Below are 17870 nucleotides of genomic sequence, written 5' to 3' on the forward strand. Positions count from 1 at the left end.
GTTCAATGGTCAATAAGTACAATAACCAATAAATAAAACGCATAAAAAAAGCCTCGCAATGCGAGGCTTTTTGATTAAAGGACCAACGAGTTAACTTAAGCCTGTGGCTGAGTTACTACGTCTTTGATGCCTTTAACTTCGATTTCTACGCGACGGTCTGGAGCCAGGCAGTCGATCAGAGCTGCGCGAGCTTTAACGTTGTCACAGGTAGAACCAGTAACTGGGTCAGCTTTGCCCATGCCACGTGCAGAGATTTTGTCTGCAGGGATACCTTTAGATACCAGGTAATCTACAACGCTCTGTGCGCGCTGTTCAGACAGTTTCTGGTTGTATTGCTCAGAACCGATACGGTCGGTGTAACCCAGAACAACAACAGAACCGTCTTTAGGATCCAAGTTGCTCAGCTGAGAATACATCTGATCCAGAGCCTGCTGGCCTTGTGGTTTCAGAGTTGCTTTGTTGAAGTTGAACAGAACGTCAGACTTCAAAGTGAAACGCTTGGTTTCAACAACTGGAGCTGGAGCTGGTGCTGGAGCAACAACTGGAGCAGCTTCATCCTGACCGAAACGGTAGGTAACACCTACGCTCAGCAGGGTGTTGTCTGGACGTGCAGCAGTTTCGTTAGCATCACCAATGTTGCTTACGAACTGATAGTCAAGACGGGTAGCCCAGTCTTTGTTCAGTGCGTATTCAACACCGATTGCAGCCAGTGGAGAAACACCGGTGTCGTGGCTGTCGATGTAACGGTTGCCGTTCTGGTTTGCAGAACCGTCAGCACGCCATACCATACCACCCAGACGAGTGTAGATGTCCAGATCGTCAGCAATTGGGTAGCTCAGTTTAGCTGCCAGCTGAACGCCTTGAGATTTGAAAGCACCGTTGTTAGTACCACGGTATTCCATACGACCTAACCAGTCGTAGCCCATTTCAAAGCCCAGATATGGGTTTGCTTGGTAACCGAAGAACGCACCGCCGCCTAACTGGTCAGGACGAACGTTGGTGCTACCGAAATGGTTGATGCTGTTGTCGTAGTAGTGGGACCAGCCCAGTTTACCACCAACATACCAAGTATCATCTTTAGGTGCTGCTTGCGCTACGGTAGCGAAACCAGCGAGTGCCACTGCTAATGCGATAGCTGTCTTTTTCATTTTGCGCCTCGTTATCATCCAAATAGGCCAAAGAGCTAGATTGCTACAATTAGCCCTTGGTTAAAATCCTTTGCTAGGTTTTCGCTCGATTAAATACTGTGCCAATTTTCTCGGCGTTATAGAGCAACCTTCGCGATAACAAGTCTACAACGAGATTAGAAACTTACAAGTACGATGTGATATAGCTCAACAAAAAAACCGTTAATGTGTACACTTCGTTTAACGTTTTGTTCAAAAAATAAACGTCGTTTTTTTCACAAAAAAGAGCAGTAATGTAGGCGCAATGCGGGTTTCTGCTATAAAATTAAATAATTAGCAGTGAAAAAATAGTGCTGATAAGATTTCTCTTAAATTTACTTAATGAAACAATTTGGACTGAATTTTTAGCAAGTTTCGTTGTCCTTGGTCTGGATCCGAATTCAGATCGGGTTGCATCACCAGTCCAAAACACTCTCCATCTTGCGCAGCCTTTCTTAACCTTGCGCGTTCATTTTGAGTTAACGGCGGCAGCCAACCCAATACAACACTATAGTTGCCGCTGCGTAGTGCGCATTCCATTGCATAGATAGATTCAACAGGCTCGATTTGATTGAGCTGCATAACCTTACTTGCAGGTAAACCTGAATCGGCCAGCCATTGTTTGCTCAGTCTATGCTGCGGGTTCAACCAGAGTAACCAGCGAGATTGCTTACCGAGCTGACGCAGTAACGGAAGCAAAAGCAGAGACAACATAGGCTGATGTTCGCTATAGACCAATTCACTGATGACGCCAGCATAGGCATTCCCTTGCTCTTCAGTTTCGTGATGCGCTGACGGGCTTAAAAATGATGAGCGGTCGGTGTAATGATGCAGTGACTGTGTGCGCATGATATGTTCTCGCTGTGTGTACTGTATGAATATACAGTACATGGGTGATCGGCAGAGATCAACCTATTTTTTACAATGCTCTTCGCAAATCTGCGATGAAAACGAGCTAAAACTAACTTTCAGTTTGGATGCTTTTCGGTAATTCGCTATGTTCTTAATTCACTGTTATTACTAAATAAAGTAACTATTAGTATTGTGAATGCATATCAAGGGAGTTACATATGAAAGGATTATTGACTGAAAGGGCTGCCGTTGCGTATGAAGTTTTTTCATCGCTCGGAGCGGTGACTTTACGCTCGCAGTTTGGGGGATTTGGCGTATGGCTAGATAAAACTATGTTCGGGGTTGTCTCTGATGGGGAGTTATATCTACGTGCGCATGATGAACTGAAATCCCGCTTTCTAACGTATGGCATGAAGGCGTTCATTTATACCAAACGAGGGATCCCAGTGCGTTTAAGCTATTACCGCGTTGAACATGGCATGTGGGATGACCCCGCCTTTTTGCAGCATCTCGCGAATGCCTCATTAGAACAGTCAGTGATGCTTAAACGGTCATTGCGGGCGGCGGAAAGTACGGGTCTACGATCGCTGCCGAATATTAATAATATGATGGAGCGGCTGTTAGGCAAGATCGGTATTACAAGCCCCGAACAGCTGATTAGCCTAGGTGAAACAGAGGTCTTTATTCGGCTTAAGAAGATGAATGCCAATCTGCACAACCGCTTGCTCTTCGATTTGGCGGGGGCGGTAAGGAAATGCCATGAAGCCGCGCTCTCATATCAGGTACGAGCCACGTTAGATGAATGGTTGAAACAAAATACCTATCGCTGGCAAAAAAAATAGTGTGGTTTATACGATAACAGGGAGCCAAGACAAGGCTCCCGTCAGAGTAGTAAAAAGTGTCAGAAAAGAGCGGTTAGGCACAGATTAGGCTGGAATAAGTTCACGCTTAAGCTGCATCAGTTCAGGTAACACGCCCATCATCAGGCTTATCTGCTGCACTACAAGCTGTTCGGCGTTATCAGACGGAGAGGCATACGCTTCCAGTCGCTGCTTAAGGCTCTGTATAGCCACTTCGGTACGTTCAGCAATGCTATCGTCATAGTTGAGAGCATCGTCCATATAGCACGCGGCATCATCAAGCATGCTCAGCACTTCACCGTTATCCAATTTTTCCCGATGTGCACCTAATGCTGAGATATAGCTAAGCAGCGTATGGTTGAGACACAGCAGACGGAAAGCGGACTCTTGCGTTTGAGCATTGTTTTTCGGTTCTGCGGACATGTTCGAAATTACAGATGCCAGCTCCGCATCGCAGTTATGTGCGTCACGTCGTGCAATTCGATAATCTAACGCGTTGGATTTACCTTGATGATATTGCACCAGAATAGCGTCAAGATAGCGGCAGTCAGCGTTAAGGGTCTTTTGCACCACCGCAGGCAATGCGCGGAATTTCCAGTCAGGCCAGATAAAGGTCACCGCCGCCCATGCGATAGCACATCCCACCAGCGTGTCGAAAACTCTCGGCCCTGCAACTTCAAAGCCTTCGCCCAAGAGGTTAAAGCACAACAATACCAACAGCGTGATGAACATGGTGGCGTGCGCGTATTGCACATTACGAAACGCAAAGAACAGCACGCCGCTTATTACGATCAGCAGCATTTGGCCGTCGAGTGATGGCACAAAATAGAGGATCGGTAATCCCAATAACACCCCCGCCAGCGTACCAATGATACGCAGCGCTAATCTTCGCTTGGTGGCGTTGTAGTTAGGCTGGCAAACGAACAAGCTAGTCAGCAGGATCCAATAGCCGTGATTTAAACCGGTAAATTGAATAAATCCGTAGCCTACGCCTAAGACTATCGACATACGTACCGCGTGGCGGAAGAGGGCGGATTGCGGCGTGAGATGACGGCTGATCCGAAGCTTCATGTCATTCCAACCGCTGATGCGATCGTCAGACAGAGTATTTTCTTCTTCCCGTTCGGCAGCCAAAGACTGTTCAGATTCAATATTAGCCAGCTGAGCATCTATCGCTTTGAGATTCAGCAACAGATTAAACAACGACTTCACCAAAATATGCTGATGGCCGTGCTGCGTGGCAATGCGTTGCAGCGTTGCTTCTAAATGAGTAAAGACCCGTTCAAAGCGTAAATCATGCTGATATTTCTGCTGAAGCAGAATGGATTGTGATAGCTGCGAACAGGCGCGTGCTTGCAGCATCAAAAGACGCTGGAAGCGGAACAACACGTCGCTATAGCGGAACATCTCGCTGAGCTGTTGGTATTGAAAATGTGAAGAGCTGGCACGTTCGTGAATATCTTGCGCGACAAAATAGTAATGCAGGGTACGGCGTGTACCGCGCTGGCCTCGGTCGCCTTTTAAACGCGTGAGCAAAGACGCTTTAGTCTGGTTCAGCGTGGTAACCAAATTACTGTTAGCCATCGCCACATCAATCAGCGGCTGATTGAAGTTGCCTTCCTGATCGGGATCGAACAAATTGGATTTTGCATCAAGATAAACGGCCAGTTGACCATAGCTACGCGCTAAAGCCTCTTGCAACGGGCGGATAGGGAAAATCAGATGACCCAGCAGCGTTAAGACGTTGTACCACACCGCACCAACCACCAAGAGCAACGGCTGCTGATACCAAATGTGATACATCGAGGTACCCAGCATGGTGTAAATCGCGATCAGCAGCGCGCCGAATGCGATAGTCGCATAGCGTTGCCCTAACGCTCCCAGCAAAATAAACCCGATGGTGGACGCCATCAAACCGATGGCAAAGAACCACGGATAAGGGAATAAAATTTCAATCGAAGCGGATGCAACGAAAAAGCAGGTTAAGGTAATGGCTAAATTACGCAGCCGCCCAACCAGTCGATCATCAAGATCGGCTAAGGCCGCAGCCACAACGCCAAGCGTTAGTGGGATTGTTAACCGCGGCTCACCGATAAACCACGGAAACCCTGCCGCTCCAGCCAGCGCAATAAAAATACGAAAGTTATAAAGCAGGGCGCTGCTGTACGCATAACGCCTTAAACCAGGTGCAAAAGAGAGCACGTTGTGACCCTTTATTTAAAACGACGACTCGCATTGGCGATACGCATCTGCTGCGCGACTTCAACGGGCACGACACGGCGACCCACTGGCCATAATGCAATAGCAGCAATTTTAAAGTTGGCAATGCCAACTGGAATTCCAATGATAGTGACGCACTGCACGATACCCGCGGCAATATGCGACAAGCACAGCCACCAGCCGAAGAGAATAAACCAGACAATATTCAGCAAGGTTCCACCGGTAGAAAGCAGCGCGTTTTTGCGGTCTGGATATAAGTCATCCACATGAACGGCTTCATTACCAAACGGCAGCAGAGAAAGTTTGGTGATTTCCCAGCATGAGCGGGTTAAGGGCAGCGTGAAAATTAAAACAACGCTGACTGCCGTTGCTAATAACCACCCCAAAGTCGTGAAAAAACCACCCAGAACAAAATTAAGAATATTAAGTACAGTTCTCATAGATCTTTACCTAAATAGCATTATTAACAATACACATTTTACCGCGCAGTTTACCTTGTTTTGGCTTTCTCTGATATTCATCTGCTATACCCACAGCGTAAAAGAGGGAAAATTCATAAAGATAAGTCCCATAACGCAGGTTCTAGGTATGTTACTGGAACACAGGTAAACTATAGTGATACTGAAGAACGAAAATACAGTGGCGAAACAATGGAACTGAGAGCAACCAAAATGGGCCAACATCTGGCTCAGCATCCTTATAACCGTGTCAGATTGCTGAATGCGGGCGTTGAGGTGAGCGGCGATCGCCATGAGTACCTTATTCCGTTTAACCAGTTGGTCGCTATTCATTGCAAACGAGGCATTGTGTGGGGCGAACTCGAGTTTGAACTGCCTGAAGCCAAAGTGGTGCGTTTGCACGGCACCGACTGGCAAGAGACGCAGCGTTTTTATCACCACCTACAGCAAAGCTGGCAGGCGTGGAGCGATGAAATGGCGCAAATCAGCGCCGACGTGCTTTCTGCACAGGTCACCGAGCTGGAACAGCTTAATCAGCAAGACCGCTGGCTCAAGCGCAGCGAACTCACTGATATTTGCACCATGATTAAGGGCTGTTTCGAAGCCATCCCTTTGCCGCAGCAGCGCCTTGAAGAGTTTGATAGCTGTCGTGAACGCTACCGCTATTGCCTTAAGTGGCTGAACTACGGTCTAAAAATGGTTGATGAACGTAATCAGCAATGGACCACGCGCATGCTGTCAGAGCACGCCGAGTTCTTTGAGCAGGTAGAAAGCCAGCCGTTGAATTCTTCTCAGGCTCAGGCCGTGGTGAACGGTGAAAACGGCGTTCTGGTGCTCGCTGGCGCCGGTAGCGGAAAAACATCCGTGCTGGTGGCGCGCGCCGGATGGCTATTGCTGCGCAAAGAAGCCATGCCAGAACAGATCCTGCTGCTCGCCTTTGGGCGTAAAGCCGCAGAGGAGATGAACGATCGTATCAAAGAGCGGTTGCATACGGCAGATATTCAGGCCAAAACCTTCCATGCGTTAGCGCTGCAAATTATCAATCACAGCGGCAAGAAAACGATCAATATCAGTAAGCTTGAAGGCGATGCTCAGGCTCGGCAAAAGCTGTTGGTGAAAACGTGGCAGCAAGAGTGTGCGGCGAAAAAAGCGCAGGCTAAGGGCTGGCGCCAATGGTTAACCGAAGATCTGGATTGGCGGGTCGAAGAGGAAAACTACTGGCAAGACAAAAAAGCTCGCGATGCGCTTAGCCCTTAAACTGGAACGTTGGGTAGGGCTAATGCGTGAGCATGGCGGCTCGCAGGCTCAGATGATTGAAGATGCGCCGGAAGAGATTCGTGATTTATTCCAAAAGCGCATTCGCCTAATGGCTCCGTTGCTCAAAGCTTGGAAAGCGGCACTAAAAGAGGAAGGTGCAGTAGATTTCCCTGGGCTGATACAGCAGGCGATCGCCGTGCTGGATAAAGGGCGATTTATTAGCCCGTGGAAGCACATTCTGGTCGATGAGTTTCAGGATATCTCGCCGCAGCGTGCGAAGCTGCTTGAGGCACTGCGTAAGCAAAACTCACGCACAAACCTGTTTGCCGTCGGAGATGATTGGCAGGCTATCTATCGTTTCAGCGGCGCAGAACTTACGCTTACCACCGCGTTTACCCAGCATTTTGGCGACAGCGATCGGCGCGAGCTTGATACCACGTATCGCTTTAACCGCAGGCTTGGCGAGATCGCCAACGGTTTTATCCAGCAAAACCCCCACCAGCTACGTAAAGCGCTAAATAGCCTGTCTGAAGGGCCGAAGAAAGCGGTGACGATCCTGCCGCAAGAACGATTGGAAGATTTGCTAAACAAGCTCAGCGGCTACGTAAAACCTGAAGAGCGCATCCTGATTCTGGCGCGTTACCGCTACCTTAAACCGGATGTTTTAGATAAAGCCGCCACTCGTTGGCCTAAACTCAACATTGAATTCACGACTATTCACGCCAGCAAAGGACAGCAGGCTGACTATGTGATTATTTTAGGCTTACAAGAGGGCAAAGATGGCTTCCCAGCCACCACGGGGGAATCGGTTATCGAACAGGTTCTATTGCCACAGAGCGAAGACTTCCCAGACGCTGAGGAACGCAGGCTGCTTTATGTCGCGCTAACGCGAGCGCGCCATCAGGTATGGTTGATGCAGGATGTCGATAAACCGTCGGTGTTTGTTGACCAGCTCAAACGACTGGGCGCAGCGGTACAGCGCAAGCCATAAAAAATGGGGACTTCAGTCCCCATTTTTGCCTCTTTTCCCAGATTTACTTCAAACGCTCAGCTAAGTAGCGCTGATAGTCGGGGATCGCGATCTCGACTTCTTCTTTGAACATCGGAGAACTAATCAGGAAATCGGCCGTAGAACGGTTATTAGCGACGGGAATATTCCAAACCGTCGCCAAGCGCAGCAACGCTTTGACGTCGGGATCGTGCGGAACCGCATTGAGAGGATCCCAGAAGAAAATCAGCATATCGATTTTTCCTTCTGAAATCAGAGAACCCACCTGCTGATCGCCGCCCATTGGGCCACTTAGCATGCTGTTCACAGGGATGCCGGTTGCACGCTGGATAAGATTACCCGTGGTGCCGGTAGCAGAAAGCTGATGCTCAGCCAGCTGATCGCGGTTCGCCTGCACCCAGCTCAGCAGCGCCTGTTTGCAGTGATCGTGAGCAACAAGCGCGATGTGTTTTTTCTTAGCAATAGTGCGAGTGGTGAGTTCCATGTCTAGACCTTTAGCCAATCATATGAATTCACACACAATACAATAAGGTTGCTGACCATAATCAGACTAGACGCAAAAAAATAGGCTGCCTGATGATTAATTCATCATTTTTGTGTTTTTTTAACCAATGCAGGCAGAGCGGCTGAGGCGTCGGAGAGGTTATAGCGCTCCATCGCCTGTTCATAGTTTGCTAACAGCGGCTGGCTGATATGCAAAACATCAGATTTGTATTCCACCGGATTACCCCGGTTATTCAACAAATCGAAGCTGAGGCTTTTCTCAAACGCGCGAACGTCATGCTCGTTAAGCAGCTTGGGAATTTTGATGCTGATTGAGGTGTAGTCTCGTACATCAAATACCACCACTAAAGGTACCGAGGTAAACATTTGCTGGTGCTGGCCCGCAGGAGGAACCATTTTCTCGACGCGGAACAATATTTGATGAACACCGCCGTTGAGCTCTAGGCTATCGGCGCTTTTAAATAGGGCACTCGGCAACGGCTGACCATCGACGGCCAGAAGTTCGACTTCTGAGCTAAACTTTAAGGTAGTAGCAAAAACGGACTGGCTGAGCAAAAATAGCAACGCACCTGTCTGTAAAACGCGATATCTCATGAAACCCTCAACTATAGACTGTGCGAAGGACATTGTTCAGTAGCCAGCATGGTGTGTCAAAGTATTTTGTTATTAATACTTACTTACATGTTAGCCGATGAATATCAAATATACCCACAACCACGACTCACTTAGGCTAAGCAAAGTGATAAGAATGAACCGTTTCGCGCACTCTTTGTATTTGCCACTTATGGAGCCAGCATGACCGAACAACAGATTAAATCCATTCTGCAACAGGTAAAGCACATAGCGTTAGTCGGTGCGAGCGATAAGCCACATCGCGCAAGTTATGGGGTGATGGCCTATCTGCTTGAACAAGGCTATCAAGTCACGCCCGTCAGCCCTAAATTGGCAGGGCAAGACCTGCTAGGCCAAAAAGTGTATGCCACCTTGGCTGAAATTCCGCACCCAATTGATATGGTTGATGTATTTAGAAATTCAGAGGCGGCTTACGGCGTAGCGGAGGAGGCTATTGCGGTTAACGCGAAGGTGCTGTGGCTCCAGCTTGGCGTCATCAATGAACAGGCTGAAAAACTGGCAACAGAGGCCGGATTACAGGTTGTGATGGATCGCTGCCCTAAAATTGATATCCCGCGCTTTGGATTAGAAAAGGCGTAAAACATAGACAAAAAAGCCCAGAATACTGTAACAGCGTTTACTTCAGCTCGATTTTAGGGGGAGCACACCGATGGGGTCGTAGCGGCGTAAGCCGCCGTAGCGCCCCGCGGTGTGGTAGACCCGTGTATCTCGAGCTTTTAATGAACGATGTTATAGAATTCTGGGCTTTTAAATAAAAGAATTCAGAACGTTAGTTTCTCAGCCGTGGTGCCTGCAACTGGTGGCGGATTGATTCGGCCAAATCATCCATAGAAGGCTGTTCAGGATGGGCATCGCTGTTTTCACCATCAAGCTGCGCTTCAGCCAAATAGGTATGCACCGCTTCACCATCATCATTCTCCATCACAACGTGATACCACGGCATATGACGCAAATGTTCATTTGCGGCTAGCTCGTCGGCGTCGGGTGCGACTTCGAGTGAATATTCAGGGTCAATATCTACCACCACGCCCAATGAGCCTAACAGTTTGTGGCGTACCTGCTGTCCGATGCCAAATTTGCTGGTAATCATAATGACCTCCTGAGAAACCGTTGCTCTTTCCCCTGTTATTGCGGGTCGCACCAACAGGGTTTACCTATAAATATGTGGGCGGAGACGAACGTTTCAACCTTATCCATGGTATTTGCCACTGCCTGAAACCGTTCATGGCAGCGACAATCGCTTTTTGATTAACCGACTACACGACAAGCAAAGCCTTTCAGATACAGACCTTCAGGGTAAGACGCGATAACCGGATGGTCGGCTGCCTGACGGTACTGCTCTATAAATTGTACATCACGTCCAGCATCTATGGCGGCATCGGCTAAAATTTTCTGGAACAATTCTATTGGCATGAGTCCTGAACAAGAGAAGCTCAGCAAGATGCCGCCGCTGTTCAGCAAGTTCATCGCCAACATATTGATATCTTTATAGCCACGGCATGCGCCCGCCAGCTGACTTTTGTTTTCGACAAACTTCGGCGGGTCCATGATGATAAGGTCAAATTTACGGCCTTCATCGCGGTATTTGCGCAGCAGTTGGAAAACGTCGTCACGGACGAACTCAGCCATACTCAAATCTAGCTGGTTGAGCTCGACGTTTTGGCGCGCCACGTCTAATGCCGCCTGTGAAGTATCTACGCTGATCACGTGCTCACAGCCGCCCATTAGTGCAGATACTGCGAATGCGCCGGTGTAAGAGAAACAGTTCAGCACTTTGGCGTTGGCTGAAAAACGACGCGCCGCGAGTCGGCTATCGCGCTGATCGAGGTAAAAGCCAGTTTTATGGCCTTCTTTAATATCAACCAAAATCTGCATGCCGTGTTCACGGATAGGCAGTAAGGCTGGTGGTTCATCGCCCAGCACTAAACCTTGTGCCAGCGGTAAACCTTCTTTTTTACGCACCGCAACGTCTGAACGATCGTAGATAGAACACTCTGGATAGCAATGCTGCAGCGCGGCTAACAGATTAGCACGCTGGTATTCTGCGCCTGCTGAAAGCAATTGCAGGACGATGAAATTTTGGAATCGGTCGATGGTAATGCCCGGCATGCCATCAGACTCACCGGCGATCAGACGATAACCTGTTAAATCATCGCGCTCGGCCAGCCATGTGCGCCATTGCTGAGCGGTTTGCAGGCGATTGATGAAAAAGTCACGATCCACGGCTTCCTGCTGATCAAATGTCCAAACACGCGCACGGATTTGAGACTGAGGTGAAAAAGCGGCGCGGGCCAGCCATTTTCCCTGAAAATCGCAAACGTCGATGGTTTCACCTGAAGCAGCATTACCCTCAACGCGGGTCACTGCACCGGAGAATACCCATGGATGGCGGCGGAGTAAGGACTTTTCGCGTCCTTTGGCAAGAAATAAACGTGCGGTCATGTTAGTTTTCTATGATCAATGATGAATCAGACAAATAAGGTGCGACATTGTCCGGTTATGGGACAAGAAAAGCAAATACCCAAATCATTCGGAGCTTAGGGAGGCAATATGTCAAAAGTCAGTATGGCGGCGTATGTCGCAGGCAGCGTGCAGGGCGTGGGCTTTCGCTATAACACGCAGCGTCAGGCACGGGCGCTCAATCTCACTGGTTACGCCTACAACATGAATGATGGACGAGTGGAAGTGGTGGTAGAAGGTGAGGCTGACGCGGTAGAGCAGCTGATTGAGTGGATAAAGCAGGGCGGTCCACGCGGTGCCCGAGTCGATCAGGTACTCACAGAACCGCGTCCGCTACAGAATTTCAGCCAGTTTAAAATCAAATACTGATTAAATGCATTTCACCGGTTTCGGCAAACCCGCAAGCTTGGTGGCTTGTTTTGCTGGGCCCTTAGGAAATAGGCGATATAAATAGCGGCTATTTCCTTTCTCTTCGCCATACTTTTGAGTCATGGCTTTTACCAGCATGCGAATGGCCGGTGACGTATTGAACTCCATATAGAACTCACGTACAAAACGCACCACTTCCCAGTGGGCTTCGCTCAGCTCAATACCTTCTTCCATCGCCAGCAAAGGCACCAGCTCTTCGCTCCAATCGCTACTGTTCAGTAAGTAACCCTGCGCATCCGTCTCAATCTGGCGGCCAGCAAATTCTAACATTGGGAATGTATCTCTTATCGACAAATCAGCGGCTATTGTAACTCAAGGAGCGGCAGTGCAGCAAAATGAGCAACCTGAGAGGGGAGAAGCAGCGTTTAAACCTACCGTGCAGAAACAAGAAAGCCCCGCTTTTGGCGGGGCACATTTTATTGGGTAAAACATGTTGTTGGGTAAAACCGTTCTACATATTCAGCTGGGCTGAATTAGTTACTGCGTGCGAAACCCAAAATGCTCAACAGGCTGATGAACAGGTTATACAGGGACACATACAGGCCAACGGTGGCGCGGATGTAGTTGGTTTCGCCGCCATGAATAATGTTGCTGGTTTCCCACAGGATGGCACCCGTAGAGAACAGGATAAACAGCGCACTGATTGCCAGCGACAGCGCAGGGATCTGTAAGAACAGATTAGCAATCACGGCAACCAGTAAAATAACAAAACCTGCCATCATCATTCCGGACAGGAATGACATATCTTTGCGCGTAGTCAGCACGTAGGCCGAGCAGCAGAAGAACACCGCCGCCGTACCACCCAGCGCCAGCATAATCAGATCGCCTGCACCGCTTGCGATAAAGGAACTTAAAATCGGGCCAAGGGTATACCCCATGAACCCAGTCAGCGCGAACACCGCCAAAATACCGGCAGGGCGATCGGCTAAACGATAGGTTAAGAACATCAGGCCATAGAAACCAACCAGCATCAACAGCAGACCCGGAGCAGGCAACATCAGCACCGTGCTAGCCGTGGCGGTTAATGCGGAGAACGCCAGCGTCAGTGCCAGCAGAAAATAAGTATTGCGCAACACTTTATGCGTGCTCAGCAGAGAGTCGCGCGAAGATGAGCTGGAAACAACAATACGGTCCATAGAATTTTTCTCTTGTGTAATGAATCGATCGGAAAATTATTGATCTAGAGCAAAATAATAGAGAGGACAGCGCATACACGAAAGGCGTTTTACCCTTCTTTACTTTGATTACCGAGGGAAACTATCTAACAGAAAGGTGCGATAACGTTGATGTTTTCATCAGTACGCTGAAAAATAAAACAAACAAACTAATAATTGGTGATTTTATCGGCATTCGATCATTCTCGTGCTTTACAAGAAATTCGTGTGCCGTTATAGTTCGTCCCGTTGCGGAGGAGTGGCTGAGTGGTTTAAGGCAGCGGTCTTGAAAACCGTCGAGTGTAACAGCTCCTAGAGTTCGAATCTCTACTCCTCCGCCAAAATTCGAAGGCCACGCTTTTAAGCGTGGCCTTTTTGCTTTGGTATTTTGCCAACCCCAAATGTGTTATCTCACGAGGGAAATCCCCTTAGCGAAATACATTCGCCTGTGTGGCATGGGCGATGTACTCAATGGCTTCCTGAGCACGCACGCTGTTTCCTTCTTTATCCAGCGGCGGTGAATAGACCGCAACCGCATATTTCCCCGGCACAACGGCAAAAATTCCACCGCCAACGCCACTTTTAGCTGGGATCCCCACGTTATACAGCCATTGGCCTGAACCGTCGTATAGTCCCGCAATCGCCATTTCAGCCAGAATCTTTGGCACGTTCTCTTCAGCGATCAGACGTTTACCGCTATAAGGTGATTGGCCATGATTAGCAATCGTCGCGCCCATTTTCGCTAAGTCGAGGGTGGAGGCATCTACGGAACATTGGCGGGTATAAAGATCCACGGCTTCACGCGGATTGCTATACAGCCGACCGTATGACTGCATCAGCAAGGCGAGAGCCTGATTATGCTGATTGGTTTCTGATTCAGACTGATAAACTTCTTGGTTAACGTGCAGTTGGTTGTCGGCAAAGGCATTCAGATTACCGATAATCTGTTGCCATTTTGCGTCAGGGGTCTTGGCGTTAAGCAAACTCACCGAGCTAATGGCACCCGCATTCACCAGCGGATTCTGCGGACGCTCTGGGCGCAGCTCAACGGCTAAGCCTGAATTAAAGGGAAGTCCAGTGGCATTCGCACCCAGCTTATTCAGCGTCTGTTTTTGCCCTTGTTGCTCCATCACCAGCGCCAGAGTAAAGACCTTGGTGAGCGATTCGAGGGGGAAAAGAGCATCTTTATTGCCAGCGGAAAATATTTTCCCATCAACGGTGGCGATGACGATAGCGTAATTATCAGGGCTATACTTCGCCAAGGCGGGAATGTAATCCGCCACATCTCCGCGTTTATCATTCTTAAATTGCGTGTAGGCATTTTGCACGATGGCTGAATAGTCAGTGGTTGACGATTCAGGACTCGGTGCCGTTTTGGCGTAGCTATTTCCCATCAAACACGCGGCAACAAACAGGGCCGCGACAAACTTGGTATTGACCAGAACGGTCGTTTTTATAAGCGTCTTCATATCAGTTTCCTAGCGTGATGAACTGCTGTGAGGCGGTAAGGCAGGAAAAGGGAAACATGCACCGCGGCATGTCTCCCTACAGATAGTGATGGTGGCAACGGGAATGTTATTTAGCTTCAGCTTCAATAATGAATTGCTCTGAAGGTTCGTTATCATCCACCATGCTGTCGAGGCTCCTCGCGGTTCCGCGGCAGCCTTCACCGTAATGTTCACCTTCCCAACGGCCCACCAGCGCAGCACCCACGGCATTACTCATCACGTTAGTGGCTGAACGGCCCATATCAAGGAAAGGATCGACGCCCATCAGCAGAATCAAGCCCGCTTCAGGAATATTAAACTGGCTCAGCGTGGCAGCGATAACCACCAGCGAGGCTCTTGGAACACCTGCCATGCCTTTGGATGTCAGCATTAAGATCAGCAGCATGGTAATTTGCTCGCCCATACCCAGATGGATATTGCAGGCTTGCGCAATAAAGATAACGGCAAACGAACAGTAGGCCATTGAACCAACAAGGTTAAACGAATACCCAATCGGCAAGACGAAGCTGGCAATTTTGTTGCTGACGCCAAATTTTTCCAACGCTTCTAACGTACCCGGGAAGGCGGCCTCGGAACTTGAGGTGGTGAACGCCAGCAGGGCAGGCTCAGAAATACCTTTGATCAGTCGCAGGGTACAGCGGCCAATCAGCAATACTGAACAGCCAATCAGGATCACCCACAGGCCTGCCAGCGTGAAGTAAAACTCGCCCATGAAGATCCCGGCGCTCACTAACACTCCAAGACCACGCTCAGAGATCATCGCGGAGATGGCGGCAAAGACCGTCAGAGGCGCGAAAAGCATCACGTAGCCGGTGAGTTTCAGCATCAAATGCGCTAGCGAATCCAGCACGGATACGATTGGCTTGGCTTTATCGCCGATGGCGGAAAGGCTGATCCCCATAAAGATAGAGAACACCACGATCTGTAGAATTTCATTACGCGCCATCGCGTCAACGATGCTGGTTGGGATCGCGTGAGCAATGAACACTTTGGCCGAGAACGGTACTGGCTCAATGCCGTCAACGGCACCTGCGCCCGCTGCGACAAAGTTGATACCATCGCCAGGTCTTAACAGATTCACCACAACCAGACCCAGTAAAATGGAGATGAACGCGGCGCAGATGAACAAAAATAGAGTCTTAGAAAAAACACGTCCTAAGGTTTTGGCATCGCCCATTTTCGCGATCCCGACCACCAGCGTTGAAATGATTAACGGAGCAATAATCATTTTGATTAAACGCAGGAAAATATCAGTAAAAATAGAGATCTCGGAGGCGTAAGACTTAGCGAATTCTTGGCTACAGAACTCGTTTATTAAAAAACCAGCAATAACACCTATTATCAGACCCAATATGATCATTGTGGTTAGGTTTTTCGATTTCATAATGATTCCATTTATAAGTAGGGTAGTATCATTTCTCTAACGTTATTGAATAACGGAGCTGATGTTGTGCTTCATTGAATGAAATTTTTACCCACGGCATGTTTGTGTATTAAATACTTCCTCTTTATTGCCAAGTCATCATTACCAAGTTATAGGCAAAGTTGTGTCGTAAAGTGATGGTGCTAAAAATGCCGTAAAGAAAAACAGTACTTTCAGGTTAGAACGGTGCAAAGCACAGCGAACGACGGAGCGTTTTGCACCGTGTATTTCATGTTGATATTTAAAAAACTAAACAGCGAATTCGAGTTTTAACAGCGGCGCGTGCTGCTGAGCGCCATAAACATCGGTATCGCCCACCGAGCCAGACACAATGCCACGAGGCATCACGACTTTAACGGCGTTCGCGGGGTCGAACCACACGATGCGGTGAACTGATTTTGGATCTATTTTATAAATCTGAGCAATCAGCTCTTTTTTAAATTGTCCTGATTCTTTGATGTGGGAATATATTTTTTTATCCTTAAATAAAATATCCAATACTAATTCATAAGGACCCGCATTTTTAGATCTGACCACATGAGCCAAATCTAGAATTGATTGTTTCATGCGATCGCTCCTTCAGGCGTCACGTTTTCTAAACGGAACTTAAATTTAATCTCTGGGGTATATTCCATTAAATGATAAATGGAGAATTCATACACCACGCCGCCTTTAATATCCGACGGAGAGAATGGGAATGCCAAATTACCCGCGGTTGCAATTCGACCGTTATAGCCATAATGCAACAGGGTAGAGCGGGCAAGAGAGCAAATACTGTCGGCCATCGCCTGAGTTGGCGCAACGACGTCGAGTAAAATCCCCAGTTCATAAGAGGTGGTATCCGCCTCAGGCTCCATTTCACCCATCACGCCATTTTTGCCATAAAGATGGAAATTCAGCTTCACGGCATCAGGTGCGATGCTCAAGTTCTTCTCTACGCTCTGACGCACTTCCACCAAGATATCGTCAATGTTGGCAATCATGATCGGATCGCGCGTCCCTGCAATACTGAGCGTACGGTAGCCCACTGGGCGAGCGCCTTCCAGTTTCACGGTGTAAGGCGTTTCTTCATGCACCGAACCGGTCACACGGACTTGGCCATTTCCGGCATCCTTAAACTGACAGGCTTTCAGATTCAGCACACCACCTGGGCCCGGCAAGAAATAAGGGTCAGATTTCTCATAGAGCGTATGCGCTGCCGCAGATGTCTCAGTAAACTGACGCTTTTTGTTGAATGCTTTCAGGGTAAAACCGCTTTCGTCCAGAATGCCCATCGCGCAATCAGAACCTGACCCCGGCGTGGCCGCAATGGCCGCACACTCCAGTATTTTGCCGCAGTGCAGCGCCAAACCTTCGTCGAATCCCTGCATGATCGGCAGAGCCGCAAAGCAGGCGGGATCGTAGGCTCGGCCACCTAACACCACCTGAGCACCCGCCGCCAGCGCTTCTTGGAACGGTTCGATACCCATTTGCGCCACGATATAAGTGGTTGCATCGATGGCTTCGTGGGTCAGTTCAGGAACAAAATCCAGCGCGGTAATTTTTCCCGCGTCCAGCGCAGCGTGAACGACCGCCTTATCCACGTCGGCAGGGATCACCGCCATGGTAAATTCGAGCGCTTCCTCTTTGGCTATCTCAAGAATGATTTGGCGACACCACTCCAGATGCGGCGCGGCACCGGAACCTCCGGCGGTACCAATCACCACCGGAATATTGTGCTGAACACCGGCAGTGATCATATAGCGCAAATCACGCTTGACCCCTGCGCGGTCGGTGAAGGCTTTGCCTGCGCCGAGATAATGCGGGCCCGGATCGGAAGAACCCGCATCAACGGCGATCAAATCGGGAGATTCCTCCATCGCCAACATGAAGCTTTCTTCTGGAAACCCGTATCCCAGAATGGCGGTTGGCGACAAGATCTTAAACGTTTTAGACAT

Annotated in this window: 17 protein-coding genes, 1 tRNA gene and 1 pseudogene; 5 read left to right on the plus strand and 14 right to left on the minus strand. The window is 48.9% G+C overall.

The window, feature by feature from the left end; translation table 11 throughout:
* Nucleotides 1-95 precede the first annotated feature (95 nt).
* On the minus strand, nucleotides 96-1148 hold the full coding sequence (ompA, locus tag DSM2777_RS13765) for a porin OmpA (RefSeq protein WP_061554250.1): 1053 nt from the start codon (nucleotides 1146-1148) through the stop codon (nucleotides 96-98).
* 357 nt (nucleotides 1149-1505) lie between these two features.
* Nucleotides 1506-2015, minus strand: coding sequence for an SOS-induced cell division inhibitor SulA (gene sulA, locus DSM2777_RS13770; protein ID WP_046457945.1), 510 nt, complete (start codon nucleotides 2013-2015; stop codon nucleotides 1506-1508).
* A 221-nt stretch (nucleotides 2016-2236) separates the two neighbouring features.
* Between sulA and DSM2777_RS13775 the strand changes: the two genes are divergently transcribed.
* The gene (locus DSM2777_RS13775) at nucleotides 2237-2860 is read left to right on the plus strand and encodes a TfoX/Sxy family protein (protein ID WP_046457944.1); all 624 of its coding nucleotides are present in this window, start codon (nucleotides 2237-2239) and stop codon (nucleotides 2858-2860) included.
* An 84-nt stretch (nucleotides 2861-2944) separates the two neighbouring features.
* Here DSM2777_RS13775 and yccS read toward each other — a convergent pair whose 3' ends face one another.
* Entirely contained in the window at nucleotides 2945-5080 is a 2136-nt protein-coding gene (gene yccS / locus DSM2777_RS13780) for a YccS family putative transporter (RefSeq protein WP_061554251.1), read from the minus strand.
* 11 nt (nucleotides 5081-5091) lie between these two features.
* Nucleotides 5092-5538, minus strand: coding sequence for a YccF domain-containing protein (locus DSM2777_RS13785; RefSeq protein ID WP_046457942.1), 447 nt, complete (start codon nucleotides 5536-5538; stop codon nucleotides 5092-5094).
* 210 nt (nucleotides 5539-5748) lie between these two features.
* Between DSM2777_RS13785 and helD the strand changes: the two are divergent.
* A pseudogene (gene helD, locus DSM2777_RS13790) lies at nucleotides 5749-7804 on the plus strand (DNA helicase IV).
* A 43-nt stretch (nucleotides 7805-7847) separates the two neighbouring features.
* Here helD and DSM2777_RS13795 read toward each other — a convergent pair.
* The gene (locus DSM2777_RS13795; RefSeq protein WP_046457940.1) at nucleotides 7848-8306 is read right to left on the minus strand and encodes a methylglyoxal synthase; all 459 of its coding nucleotides are present in this window, start codon (nucleotides 8304-8306) and stop codon (nucleotides 7848-7850) included.
* Between the two features lie 104 nt (nucleotides 8307-8410).
* A complete protein-coding gene (locus tag DSM2777_RS13800; protein ID WP_046457939.1) occupies nucleotides 8411-8920 on the minus strand; it encodes a YccT family protein in 510 nt (169 codons plus the stop codon).
* Between the two features lie 201 nt (nucleotides 8921-9121).
* Here DSM2777_RS13800 and DSM2777_RS13805 point away from each other — a divergent pair, with 201 nt between their 5' ends.
* A complete protein-coding gene (locus DSM2777_RS13805) occupies nucleotides 9122-9538 on the plus strand; it encodes a CoA-binding protein (RefSeq protein WP_046457938.1) in 417 nt (138 codons plus the stop codon).
* Nucleotides 9539-9728: 190 nt separating this feature from the next.
* On the opposite strand, the gene hspQ is transcribed toward DSM2777_RS13805, so the two are convergent.
* Together hspQ and rlmI are read right to left on the minus strand one after the other, a co-directional pair.
* Complete coding sequence (hspQ, locus tag DSM2777_RS13810) at nucleotides 9729-10049, minus strand: heat shock protein HspQ (protein WP_025801019.1); 321 nt, start codon at nucleotides 10047-10049, stop codon at nucleotides 9729-9731.
* Nucleotides 10050-10207: 158 nt separating this feature from the next.
* Nucleotides 10208-11401 (minus strand): 23S rRNA (cytosine(1962)-C(5))-methyltransferase RlmI, encoded by a 1194-nt coding sequence (gene rlmI / locus DSM2777_RS13815; RefSeq protein WP_061554252.1) that lies wholly within the window; start codon nucleotides 11399-11401, stop codon nucleotides 10208-10210.
* A 108-nt stretch (nucleotides 11402-11509) separates the two neighbouring features.
* Here rlmI and yccX point away from each other — a divergent pair, with 108 nt between their 5' ends.
* Nucleotides 11510-11788 carry an acylphosphatase gene (gene yccX, locus DSM2777_RS13820; RefSeq protein WP_061554253.1) on the plus strand — a complete coding sequence of 93 codons (279 nt, stop codon included), beginning with the start codon at nucleotides 11510-11512 and terminating at the stop codon, nucleotides 11786-11788.
* On the opposite strand, the gene tusE is transcribed toward yccX, so the two are convergent.
* Nucleotides 11789-12118, minus strand: coding sequence for a sulfurtransferase TusE (tusE, locus tag DSM2777_RS13825; protein WP_046457935.1), 330 nt, complete (start codon nucleotides 12116-12118; stop codon nucleotides 11789-11791).
* Nucleotides 12119-12321: 203 nt separating this feature from the next.
* Nucleotides 12322-12984 (minus strand): FtsH protease modulator YccA, encoded by a 663-nt coding sequence (gene yccA / locus DSM2777_RS13830; protein ID WP_008813056.1) that lies wholly within the window; start codon nucleotides 12982-12984, stop codon nucleotides 12322-12324.
* 271 nt (nucleotides 12985-13255) lie between these two features.
* On the opposite strand from yccA, the gene DSM2777_RS13835 reads away from it, so the two are divergent.
* Nucleotides 13256-13343, plus strand: a tRNA-Ser gene (locus DSM2777_RS13835).
* 87 nt (nucleotides 13344-13430) lie between these two features.
* On the opposite strand, the gene glsA is transcribed toward DSM2777_RS13835, so the two are convergent.
* The 4 genes from glsA to DSM2777_RS13855 form a co-directional block, all read right to left on the minus strand.
* Nucleotides 13431-14471, minus strand: a complete 1041-nt coding sequence (glsA, locus tag DSM2777_RS13840; RefSeq protein ID WP_061554254.1) for a glutaminase A — start codon at nucleotides 14469-14471, stop codon at nucleotides 13431-13433.
* Between the two features lie 106 nt (nucleotides 14472-14577).
* A complete protein-coding gene (locus tag DSM2777_RS13845) occupies nucleotides 14578-15894 on the minus strand; it encodes a dicarboxylate/amino acid:cation symporter (protein WP_046457934.1) in 1317 nt (438 codons plus the stop codon).
* 288 nt (nucleotides 15895-16182) lie between these two features.
* Entirely contained in the window at nucleotides 16183-16500 is a 318-nt protein-coding gene (locus DSM2777_RS13850) for a DUF4387 domain-containing protein (protein WP_046457933.1), read from the minus strand.
* Nucleotides 16497-17870 carry an acyclic terpene utilization AtuA family protein gene (locus DSM2777_RS13855; RefSeq protein WP_061554255.1) on the minus strand — a complete coding sequence of 458 codons (1374 nt, stop codon included), beginning with the start codon at nucleotides 17868-17870 and terminating at the stop codon, nucleotides 16497-16499. Before DSM2777_RS13855 ends, DSM2777_RS13850 begins: the two co-directional genes overlap by 4 nt.

Source organism: Obesumbacterium proteus (genome assembly GCF_001586165.1).
Classification (GTDB): Bacteria; Pseudomonadota; Gammaproteobacteria; order Enterobacterales; family Enterobacteriaceae; genus Hafnia; species Hafnia protea.